The organism is Symbiopectobacterium sp., assembly GCF_051710365.1.
Lineage (GTDB): Bacteria > Pseudomonadota > Gammaproteobacteria > Enterobacterales > Enterobacteriaceae > Symbiopectobacterium.
In genome coordinates this window covers 22,801-32,991 of record NZ_JBPETA010000009.1, presented here as the reverse complement: position 1 = coordinate 32,991, position 10,191 = coordinate 22,801, and the positions used below count along the sequence as shown (strand labels likewise).

11 protein-coding genes and 1 pseudogene are annotated in these 10,191 nt (G+C 54.7%); 10 read left to right on the top strand and 2 right to left on the bottom strand.

Features of this window, described 5'->3' with window-relative positions:
• Positions 1–110: 110 nt before the first annotated feature.
• Positions 111–914 (bottom strand): annotated as a pseudogene (locus ACTBDZ_RS01780) (ABC transporter substrate-binding protein); the annotation flags it as partial.
• Positions 915–1,096: 182 nt separating this feature from the next.
• The gene (suhB, locus tag ACTBDZ_RS01775; RefSeq protein WP_438814002.1) at positions 1,097–1,900 is read right to left on the bottom strand and encodes an inositol-1-monophosphatase; all 804 of its coding nucleotides are present in this window, start codon (positions 1,898–1,900) and stop codon (positions 1,097–1,099) included.
• A 132-nt stretch (positions 1,901–2,032) separates the two neighbouring features.
• Here suhB and trmJ point away from each other — a divergent pair, with 132 nt between their 5' ends.
• The 10 genes from trmJ (at position 2,033) to pepB (ending at position 10,157) form a co-directional block, all read left to right on the top strand.
• Positions 2,033–2,767, top strand: a complete 735-nt coding sequence (gene trmJ / locus ACTBDZ_RS01770; protein WP_438814001.1) for a tRNA (cytosine(32)/uridine(32)-2'-O)-methyltransferase TrmJ — start codon at positions 2,033–2,035, stop codon at positions 2,765–2,767.
• 165 nt (positions 2,768–2,932) lie between these two features.
• Positions 2,933–3,427, top strand: a complete 495-nt coding sequence (gene iscR, locus ACTBDZ_RS01765) for a Fe-S cluster assembly transcriptional regulator IscR (protein ID WP_438814000.1) — start codon at positions 2,933–2,935, stop codon at positions 3,425–3,427.
• A 74-nt stretch (positions 3,428–3,501) separates the two neighbouring features.
• A complete protein-coding gene (locus ACTBDZ_RS01760) occupies positions 3,502–4,716 on the top strand; it encodes an IscS subfamily cysteine desulfurase (protein ID WP_438813999.1) in 1,215 nt (404 codons plus the stop codon).
• A gap of 24 nt (positions 4,717–4,740) precedes the next feature.
• Positions 4,741–5,127 (top strand): Fe-S cluster assembly scaffold IscU, encoded by a 387-nt coding sequence (iscU, locus tag ACTBDZ_RS01755; protein WP_195315164.1) that lies wholly within the window; start codon positions 4,741–4,743, stop codon positions 5,125–5,127.
• A gap of 73 nt (positions 5,128–5,200) precedes the next feature.
• On the top strand, positions 5,201–5,524 hold the full coding sequence (gene iscA, locus ACTBDZ_RS01750) for an iron-sulfur cluster assembly protein IscA (protein ID WP_196905571.1): 324 nt from the start codon (positions 5,201–5,203) through the stop codon (positions 5,522–5,524).
• An 87-nt stretch (positions 5,525–5,611) separates the two neighbouring features.
• Positions 5,612–6,130, top strand: coding sequence for a co-chaperone HscB (gene hscB, locus ACTBDZ_RS01745; protein WP_438813998.1), 519 nt, complete (start codon positions 5,612–5,614; stop codon positions 6,128–6,130).
• Positions 6,131–6,222: 92 nt separating this feature from the next.
• Positions 6,223–8,073 carry a Fe-S protein assembly chaperone HscA gene (gene hscA, locus ACTBDZ_RS01740; RefSeq protein ID WP_438813997.1) on the top strand — a complete coding sequence of 617 codons (1,851 nt, stop codon included), beginning with the start codon at positions 6,223–6,225 and terminating at the stop codon, positions 8,071–8,073.
• 2 nt (positions 8,074–8,075) lie between these two features.
• Entirely contained in the window at positions 8,076–8,411 is a 336-nt protein-coding gene (gene fdx / locus ACTBDZ_RS01735; protein WP_264643637.1) for an ISC system 2Fe-2S type ferredoxin, read from the top strand.
• 12 nt (positions 8,412–8,423) lie between these two features.
• Positions 8,424–8,624, top strand: coding sequence for a Fe-S cluster assembly protein IscX (gene iscX / locus ACTBDZ_RS01730; protein WP_430360908.1), 201 nt, complete (start codon positions 8,424–8,426; stop codon positions 8,622–8,624).
• A 240-nt stretch (positions 8,625–8,864) separates the two neighbouring features.
• A complete protein-coding gene (gene pepB / locus ACTBDZ_RS01725) occupies positions 8,865–10,157 on the top strand; it encodes an aminopeptidase PepB (RefSeq protein ID WP_438813996.1) in 1,293 nt (430 codons plus the stop codon).
• Positions 10,158–10,191: the final 34 nt, after the last annotated feature.

Genomic DNA, 10,191 nt, shown 5'->3' with positions numbered 1-10,191 from the left:
AATGGCAACATTACTTGATGGTAAACGGGTCTGGGCAGAAAAAAATCTGAACCAGATTTAATCTGACAGACACCTGTATAAATAACCGGTAACTGTCAGATCAGGTCTGAGCTAGTACACATGATGTAAGCATCCGGTTTTTCCGCAATCACTTTTTCCAGTGAGATAAAACCAGTGGCACCCGGCAGCAGATCGGCAGCGATATTGGTCACCCCAACCGCTCTCAGTAAACCGCCCCAGCCGTTATCTTTATGGCTAAAGCAGCAGGCATCGCTGTTACCCGCGATAGGTTCGATAAACACGCGCGGTTTCGGCGTAATCGCTGCGGTTTTTTGCTGAATGTCTGCGGCGTGCTGACGGTAGAAGTCGGTATAGGCTTTGGCGTTCTCTTCACGGTTAAGCACCTTGCCGAGCAGGTCGATGCTGTCTGCGGTGTTCTTGGCCGGATCGATTTCATAATCGACAAACAGCAATGGAATGTGCAGTTCGTTCAGCTTGTTAACGACGCCATTGCCTTCCAGTGACGCCTTGGCACGCAGTTGCGCCACCATCAAATCCGGTTTTTTCACCAGCACGCTTTCCAGCTCGATATCACCTTTGTCACCAAAGCCCATATCAAGGATGTTTTCTGCGTCCTGCCATTTGCCCTTCAACAGGTTCCAGGTAGCGGTATCCTGTTTTTTCGGCAGGTTGTTCCACGCCACTAAACGCTGGAACGGATCGTCGCGATCCAGCAGCGCCAGCGCCATAATATCGCGCCCGTCTTGCAGCACCAGATGCTTCGGCTCTTGTTGCAGCGTGACAGTATTGCCCGCCATATCGGTGACAGTTAAAGGATATTGTGTGGCGTGGCTGAAAAGCGGTGTGGCAAGGAGTGCGGTGAAAAACAGCGAGTTGATGGATTTCTTAAACATGGTGTCGTCCCGTTACCACCTGTCCTGATGAATTAGGCCTCTCCTAATACAAATCAGACAGATGTAATGCATTTGATAATCATTATCGTATTACCATACGCCAAAACTTAACAGGAACGCAATGTAAGGAAAATATCAGATGTTGCCCCGCCCACCGACGGCGAACGGGACAAAGGACTGCCTTAGCGTTTCAGGGCTTCGCTAAGTTGTTCACGAATGGCTGCCAGAATGGACTTCACCACGCGCGGGTTGCCCGCCACCAGATTGCCAGAAGCGAGATAGTTGTGGCCGCCAACGAAGTCAGTCACGATACCGCCTGCTTCACGCACCAGCAGCTCGCCACCGGCGAAATCCCAGGGCTTCAGGCCAATCTCGAAGAAACCGTCTACGCGGCCCGCAGCCACATAGGCCAGATCCAGCGCGGCAGAACCGGTGCGACGGAAGTCAGCGCAGGTGGTAAACAGGGCTGACACCATATTGATGTAAGGGGTCGCGTGCTGTTTCTGCTTGAAAGGGAAGCCGGTCGCCAGAATGGTGCCTTCCAGATCGCGCGCATTGCCGCTGCGCAGACGATAGCCGTTCAGCTGTGCGCCCTGACCACGCGTGGCGGTAAACAGCTCATTGCGCATCGGATCGTAAACCACAGCGACTTCAGTGCGGCCTTTAATGCGCACGGCAATGGAAACAGCAAAATGGGGGAGACGTTTAACGAAGTTGGTGGTGCCATCCAGCGGATCGATAATCCATTGCACTGTGTCGTCTTCACCGACTACTTCGCCGCACTCTTCACCAATAATGGTGTGCTGGGGGTAGGATTTGCGAATCACCTCAATAATCAGGCGTTCGGCGTCGCGGTCAACGTTGGTAACGAAGTCGTTGGTGCCTTTTTGGCTCGCTTCAACGGCGTCAGGGGTTTCATAATTCTTGGCAATTAAATTACCGCCCTTGCGCGCAGCGCGCACAGCGATGTTAAGCATCGGATGCATGGTATCGTCCACTAGGATGTTAAAGAACAGGAAGCGAGGCGCAGTATAGCAGGGGAAAGAGAAAATAGCGAAGTCTGTGATACACTAATCTTGTTTTTCACTCTTTTTCTTCTTTCTTACTGCCGAGTCAACATGTTAGAGAATATTCGTATCGTTCTGGTGGAAACCTCGCACACGGGCAACATGGGGTCCACCGCCAGAGCGATGAAAACCATGGGGTTAAAGAACCTCTATCTGGTGAACCCACTGATTAAACCTGATTCACAGGCGATCGCACTGGCCGCCGGTGCCAGCGATATTATTGGTAACGCTACGCTGGTCAATACCCTGGATGAAGCGCTGGTTGGCTGCAACCTGGTGGTTGGCACCAGCGCACGTTCCCGTTCGCTGCCTTGGCCGATGCTCGAACCGCGCGAGTGTGGCGTGCGCAGTGCGCACGAAGCGCAGCACGCACCGGTGGCGCTGGTGTTTGGCCGCGAACGCGTGGGGTTGACCAACGATGAACTGCAAAAATGCCACTATCACGTCTGCATTCCCGCCAATCCCGAGTACAGTTCGTTGAATCTGGCGATGGCAGTACAGCTGATCGCTTATGAAGTGCGCGTTGCGCATCTGGATTTGCAGGCGCAGGGAGCACCGCAGATTGCGGAAGAACCTTACCCGCTGGTTGACGATCTGGAACGCTTCTATACCCATTTGGAAGAAACGCTGCACTACACCGGTTTTATTCGTAAGGCCCATCAGGGGCAGGTGATGTACAAGCTGCGTCGTTTATTTACCCGCGCCCGCCCGGAAGAGCAGGAGTTGGCCATTCTGCGCGGCATTTTAAGCTCGGTACAAAAAAACCGGCATGACGGTCAGGAGTAGAAAAGTAGCGAAGAAATACTTGAGTGAATTACTCGGTTAAATAGTTGACTAAAACACTCGGGAATGTCAGACTCAAAGGGTGCTATGCAAGTACATGCATTCACAGTGCATGTTTATAATAACCGTGTTCGATAATAAGCTGTTTTATCTACAGGTACCACTATTATGAGACTGACATCAAAAGGCCGTTATGCCGTTACCGCCATGCTTGATGTGGCGCTGCACTCCAAAGAAGGGCCGGTTCCTTTGGCGGATATTTCCGAGCGGCAGGGAATATCGCTGTCGTATCTGGAACAACTGTTCTCTCGCTTGCGCAAAAACGGGATGGTTTCCAGCGTCCGTGGGCCGGGCGGTGGTTACCTGCTGGGCAAAAACGCCAATGAAATCGCCGTTGGTGCCGTGATCTCTGCCGTAGACGAATCCGTCGATGCGACCCGTTGCCAGGGGCGTGAAGGCTGCCAGGGTGGCGATCGCTGCCTGACGCACACGCTGTGGCGCGATCTCAGCGACCGTATCACCGATTTCTTGAACAATATCACGCTGGACGAACTGGTGAATAATCAGGAAGTGCTGGACGTGGCGGATCGTCAGGATGCTGACATTCGTCGTACCGCCAACGGACGTATTCAAGAAACCATTAATGTTAATCTGCGCGCCTGACAGTTCATCCTCGCAGGAATAATAAAAACAAAACGCATTGTACGTTTTGAAGTGATGTACGGAGTTTATGAGCAATGAAGTTACCCATTTATCTAGACTATTCAGCCACGACGCCGGTTGACCCGCGCGTGGCTGAAAAAATGATGCAGTTTTTGACCCTGGACGGTACGTTTGGCAACCCGGCTTCCCGTTCTCACCGCTTTGGTTGGCAGGCGGAAGAGGCAGTGGATATCGCGCGTAACCAAATCGCCGATCTGGTGGGTGCGGATCCGCGTGAAATTGTGTTCACGTCCGGCGCGACCGAAGCCGACAACCTGGCTATCAAAGGTGCCGCCAACTTCTATCAGAAGAAAGGCAAGCACATCATTACCAGCAAGACCGAACATAAGGCCGTGCTGGATACCTGCCGTCAGTTAGAGCGTGAAGGCTTTGAGGTTACTTACCTCGCGCCGCAGCGTAACGGCATTATTGACCTGCACGAACTCGAAGCGGCAATGCGTGAAGACACCATTGTGGTTTCCATCATGCACGTGAACAACGAAATCGGTGTGGTACAGGACATTGCCGCTATCGGCGAGATGTGCCGCAGCCGTGGTATCGTGTTCCACGTTGATGCCACGCAGAGCGTGGGCAAACTGCCTATCGATCTCAGCAAGATCAAAGTCGATTTAATGTCTTTCTCTGGTCATAAAATCTATGGCCCGAAAGGCATTGGCGCGCTGTATGTGCGTCGTAAACCCCGTATCCGTATTGAAGCGCAAATGCACGGCGGCGGTCACGAGCGCGGTATGCGTTCCGGCACCTTGCCAGTGCACCAGATCGTCGGCATGGGCGAAGCGTACCGTATCGCCAAAGAAGAGATGGTGGCAGAAGTCGCTCGCCTGAGCGCACTGCGTCATCGCTTGTGGAACGGTATCAAGGATATTGAAGAAGTGTACCTTAACGGTGACCTGGAGCAGGGCGCGCCGAATATCCTGAACGTCAGCTTTAACTATGTTGAGGGTGAATCCCTGATCATGGCGCTGAAAGACCTGGCTGTCTCCTCCGGTTCTGCCTGTACCTCTGCGAGCCTGGAGCCATCCTATGTGCTGCGTGCGCTGGGCATGAATGATGAATTGGCGCACAGCTCGATCCGCTTTTCTCTCGGCCGTTTTACTACCGAGGAAGAGATCGACTACACCATCGATTTGGTCCAAAAATCCATCGGACGTCTGCGTGACCTTTCCCCGCTGTGGGAGATGTTCAAGCAGGGCGTGGATCTGACCACCATCGAATGGGCTCATCATTAATTCGCAGCACGGAGAACGTTAATCATGGCATACAGCGAAAAAGTTATCGATCATTACGAAAATCCGCGCAACGTCGGCTCCTTTGACAACGCCGATCCTTCGATTGGCAGCGGCATGGTGGGTGCACCGGCGTGTGGCGACGTAATGAAATTACAGATCAAAGTCAGCGACAACGGCATTATCGAAGACGCACGTTTCAAAACCTACGGTTGTGGCTCCGCCATTGCTTCCAGTTCGCTGATCACTGAATGGGTGAAAGGCAAGTCTCTGGACGAAGCCGAAGCGATCAAGAACACTCAGATCGCCGAGGAACTGGAACTGCCTCCGGTGAAAATTCACTGTTCTATTCTGGCGGAAGATGCGATCAAAGCAGCGATCGCGGATTACAAAAGCAAACGCACAGCGAAATAATCTGTCGGTGAACCGTGCTGCCCGGCGTGAATTCGTTGGGCAGAAGGCGTGCTAACGATATTGAGGTTGTTGTATGTCTATTTCTCTTAGCGATAGCGCAGCACAACGTGTCAGCGCTTTTATGGCAAATCGAGGCAAAGGCGTCGGTCTGCGCTTGGGTGTGCGGACGTCAGGTTGTTCTGGCATGGCCTATGTGCTTGAGTTTGTTGACGACCTTAACGACGACGATGTGGTGTTTGAGGATAAAGGGGTAAAGGTCATCATCGATGGCAAAAGCCTGGTTTATCTTGATGGCACGCAGTTGGATTTCGTCAAAGAAGGTCTGAACGAAGGATTCAAGTTCAATAATCCCAACGTTAACGGCGAATGCGGCTGCGGCGAAAGCTTTACGGTCTGATTCGTTTTGCCCGTGTTAACGGGAGCATGCTCGTGACGCATTGGCGCAGGGCGGCTACCCGTTAGCGCCAGAATGTCCGAGCGCACTATGGATTACTTTACGTTATTCGGGCTGCTGGTTCACTACGATGTGGATGGCAGCCTGCTCCTTTCTCGTTATCAGGAACTGCAACGCCAGTTCCATCCCGATCGCTTTGCCACGCAGCCCGAACGGGAGCGTCTGCTGGCTGTACAGCAGGCGGCAACGGTTAATGATGCTTACCAGTCGCTGAAACATCCGCTGAAACGCGCAGAATATATGTTATCGTTGCACGGTTTTGATCTGAGTAACGAGCAACATACGATGCGCGATACTGCCTTTCTGATGGAGCAACTGGAGCTGCGCGAGCAGTTGGATGCGATTTCACATCAGGAAGAGGCTGAAGCCGCACTGGCCGATTTTGCCAACCAGTTAACCGCCATGACACGGCAGCGCACGGCGCAGATGCAGTCCGAACTGGCGCAGGCATCGTGGTCGGCGGCGGCCGATACGGTGCGTAAACTCCGCTTTTTGGATAAGCTGCAACAGCAGGTGGAACAACTCGAAGAACAACTGCTGGACCGCTAATCTGCGCAATAATGATGCACATAATCGAATAACGTTTTTTTTATTTCGTCGGCGCAACTGTGGCACCGACAGCCAATTGATGGAAGCTCAATATGGCCCTATTACAAATTAGTGAACCTGGCCTCAGCGCAGCACCACATCAGCGCCGTCTTGCCGTGGGTATTGATCTCGGCACCACCAATTCGCTGGTGGCAACGGTGCGCAGCGGCGAAGCACAGCCGCTGGCGGATGCCGAAGGGCGCGAACTGCTGCCATCGGTGGTGCGCTATGATGCCGAAAGTATCGATGTCGGCTGGGCGGCACTGGCGCAGGCGGTAAACGATCCCGCCAACACCGTCAGTTCCGTCAAGCGAATGATGGGCCGTTCGCTGGCCGATATTCAGCAACGTTATCCCCATTTGCCGTACCATTTTCAGGCCAGTGACAACGGCTTGCCTGTGTTGCAAACGGCGGCGGGCAACAAAAACCCGATTCAGGTTTCTGCCGATATCCTCTCTGCGCTCGCGGTGCGCGCTGAAGCCGCGCTGGGCGGCGTGCCGGATGGTGTAGTGATCACCGTTCCTGCCTATTTCGACGACGCTCAGCGTCAAGGCACCAAAGATGCGGCGCGTCTGGCCGGGCTGCATGTGCTGCGATTGCTCAATGAGCCGACGGCGGCAGCCATCGCTTACGGGCTGGATTCGGGTAAGGAAGGGGTGATTGCGGTCTACGATCTGGGCGGTGGCACCTTTGATATCTCCATCCTGCGTTTAAGTCGTGGGGTGTTTGAAGTGCTGGCGACCGGCGGTGATTCTGCGCTCGGCGGCGACGATTTCGATCACCTGTTGGTGGAGTGGCTGCGCGAGCAGGCCGGCGTCGACGATCGTTCCGATGCGCGCGTGCAGCGTGAATTGATTGAAACGGCCTTGCATGCCAAGGTTGCGCTCAGCGCCGCGCCGTCAGTGACGGTACAGTTTGGCACCTGGCAGGGAGAACTGAGCCGCGAACAGTTTGATGCGCTTATCGAGCCTCTGGTGAAACGCACGCTGCTTTCCTGCCGTCGGGCCCTGAAAGACGCGGGCGTTCAGGCCGATGAGGTGCAGGAAGTGGTGATGGTGGGTGGCTCGACCCGCGTGCCATTGGTGCGCACCCGCGTCGGCGATTTCTTTGGCCGCACGCCGTTGACGGCCATCGATCCGGATAAAGTGGTGGCGCTGGGCGCGGCCATTCAGGCGGATATTTTGGTGGGTAACAAGCAAGACAGTGAGATGCTACTGCTGGATGTGATCCCGCTGTCGCTCGGTCTGGAAACCATGGGTGGCTTGGTCGAGAAGGTGATTCCGCGTAACACCACCATTCCGGTGGCGCGTGCGCAGGAGTTCACCACGTTTAAAGACGGTCAGACCGCCATGATGATCCATGTGCTGCAAGGTGAACGCGAACTGGTGCCGGATTGCCGCTCGTTGGCACGATTCTCGCTGCGCGGCATTCCGCCGTTGCCCGCCGGTGGCGCGCATATTCGTGTTACCTTCCAAGTGGATGCGGATGGCCTGCTGAGCGTCACGGCAATGGAGAAATCCACGGGAGTGGAAGCCGCAATTCAGGTCAAACCGTCATATGGGCTGAGCGATGATGAAATTGCCGCGATGATCACCGATTCGATGCAAAATGCGCAGAGTGACGTCGCTGCGCGCATGCTGGCGGAGCAGAAAGTCGAAGCTGCACGGGTGCTGGAAAGCGTGCAAAGCGCGCTGGCCGCCGATGCGGATTTGCTGAGCACCGAAGAACAGGCGGCTATCGTTCAGGCGGTGTCGGCACTGCAACAGGTGAGTGCCGGTGATGACGTTGCGCTGATTGAAGCCGCAATAAAAACAGTAGATCAACAAACCCAGGGGTTCGCTGCGCGTCGTATGGATGCTTCCATTCGTCGGGCGCTGGCAGGACACTCTGTGGACGAGGTGTGAGCATGCCTAAGATAGTTTTTTTACCGCATCAGGATCTGTGTCCTGAAGGCGCGGTATTGGAAGCCAAAGTGGGTGAGACGATTCTTGATGTCGCCCTGCGCAATGGTATTGAAGTCGAACACGCCTGCGAGAAATCCTGTGCGTGCACCACCTGCCATTGCATTGTGCGCGAAGGGTTTGATTCTCTCGCGGAAAGCACAGAAGATGAAGATGACATGCTGGACAAAGCTTGGGGGCTGGAGCCCGAAAGTCGTCTGGGCTGTCAGGCGCGTGTCGCGGGCGACGATCTGGTGGTTGAGATCCCGCGTTACACCATTAACCATGCCCGCGAGCATTAACAGGAGCTGAATATGGGATTGACATGGACAGACAGCCGTGCCATTGGTGAAGCGCTGTATGACGCGTTTCCCGATACGGATCCAAAAACGGTGCGTTTTACTGATCTGCATCGCTGGATTTGCGAGCTGGATGAGTTTGATGACGTGCCGGACGCTTCCAACGAAAAAATCCTGGAAGCGATACTGCTGGTGTGGTTAGACGAAGCGGAATGACCATTCTGGGCTGCCTGACGGGCGGCCCTTTTTTTCAGCACGATACCTTAAAATTTGTCCTAAATAATTCGAGTTGCAGGACAAAACGTTTACGTTTTGAACGCCGCTTGTGGCGGCCTCGTTAGAGGTGAGGTCCAGGGATGGACCGAATAACGAACGTAGCCAACGCATCTGCAACTTGAAGTATGACGGGTATAACGGGTATAGGTTGCTGTTAAGTACATTATCCACGGAGCTGATATGACAAGCGAAGCTATGCAGATTTCACTCTCCACCCAGCCTGCCGATGCACGTTGGGGAGAAAAAGCGTCGTTGAGCGCGAACGAACAGGGATTTACCATTCATCTGCCCGAAACGGCGGCGCTGGGCATCATTCAACGCGCAGCGCGCAAAATCGACGGACAAGGTATCAAGCACGTCAAACTGGTGGGCGAAGGCTGGGATCTGGAAACCAGCTGGGCGTTCTGGCAAGGCTACCGCGCACCGAAAGGTAAACGTACCGTCGAATGGGCACCGTTGGAAGAGGCACAGCGCAAGGCGCTGGATCTGCGCCTGAAAGTTGTCGATTGGGTCCGCGACACCATTAACCTGCCCGCCGAAGATTTAGGGCCAGAACAACTGGCAACGCGTGCGGTGGATTTGCTGCACGATGTGGGCGGCAACGCTGTTAGCTACCGCATCACCAAGGGTGAAGATCTGCGCGATCAAAACTATATCGGGCTGCACACGGTAGGACGCGGTTCTGAACGTCAGCCGGTGTTGCTGGCGCTGGATTTTAACCCGACGGGCAACCCGGATGCGCCGGTGTTTGCTTGTCTGGTGGGCAAGGGCATCACCTTTGACAGCGGCGGCTACAGCCTGAAACCGAGCGGCTTTATGGATTCGATGAAATCCGATATGGGCGGTGCGGCGCTGGTTACCGGTGCGTTGGCACTGGCAATTGCTCAAGGATTAACCCGTCGCGTAAAACTCTACCTGTGCTGCGCCGACAATATGGTGAGCGGTAACGCATTCCGTCTCGGTGACATTTTGCGCTATCGCAACGGTAAAACCGTCGAAGTGATGAACACCGACGCAGAAGGGCGTCTGGTGCTGGCGGATGGCCTGATCGATGCCAGTGCGCAAGCGCCACAGTGGATTATCGATTGTGCCACGCTCACCGGTGCAGCCAAAACGGCGCTGGGTAACGACTATCACGCGCTGTTCAGCTTTGATGATGCTTTTGCTGAACGCCTGCTCACCAGCGCAAAACAGGAACACGAACCGTTCTGGCGCTTGCCGCTGGAGGAATTTCACCGTTCGCAACTGCCGTCCAGTTTTGCCGAACTGAATAACGTTGCAGGCGCGGCGCACAGCGCGGGAGCCAGCACGGCGGCGGCGTTCTTGTCGCATTTTGTCTCGTCCTATCAGAAAGGATGGCTGCATATCGACTGTTCTGCCACTTACCGCAAAGGGGCGGTGGAGCAGTGGGCGACCGGAGCGACCGGCTTGGGCGTGCGCACGCTGACCAATCTGCTGCTGAGCGAAGACTAGCATTGAGTGAATAAGGCGTGAGTGATAACAACAG

Coding starts and splice junctions, on each gene's coding strand:
- suhB (WP_438814002.1), bottom strand. CDS start 1,900: ATGCATCCGATGCTTAACATCGCTGTGCGCGCTGCGCGCAAGGGCGGT.
- trmJ (WP_438814001.1), top strand. CDS start 2,033: ATGTTAGAGAATATTCGTATCGTTCTGGTGGAAACCTCGCACACGGGC.
- iscR (WP_438814000.1), top strand. CDS start 2,933: ATGAGACTGACATCAAAAGGCCGTTATGCCGTTACCGCCATGCTTGAT.
- ACTBDZ_RS01760 (WP_438813999.1), top strand. CDS start 3,502: ATGAAGTTACCCATTTATCTAGACTATTCAGCCACGACGCCGGTTGAC.
- iscU (WP_195315164.1), top strand. CDS start 4,741: ATGGCATACAGCGAAAAAGTTATCGATCATTACGAAAATCCGCGCAAC.
- iscA (WP_196905571.1), top strand. CDS start 5,201: ATGTCTATTTCTCTTAGCGATAGCGCAGCACAACGTGTCAGCGCTTTT.
- hscB (WP_438813998.1), top strand. CDS start 5,612: ATGGATTACTTTACGTTATTCGGGCTGCTGGTTCACTACGATGTGGAT.
- hscA (WP_438813997.1), top strand. CDS start 6,223: ATGGCCCTATTACAAATTAGTGAACCTGGCCTCAGCGCAGCACCACAT.
- fdx (WP_264643637.1), top strand. CDS start 8,076: ATGCCTAAGATAGTTTTTTTACCGCATCAGGATCTGTGTCCTGAAGGC.
- iscX (WP_430360908.1), top strand. CDS start 8,424: ATGGGATTGACATGGACAGACAGCCGTGCCATTGGTGAAGCGCTGTAT.
- pepB (WP_438813996.1), top strand. CDS start 8,865: ATGACAAGCGAAGCTATGCAGATTTCACTCTCCACCCAGCCTGCCGAT.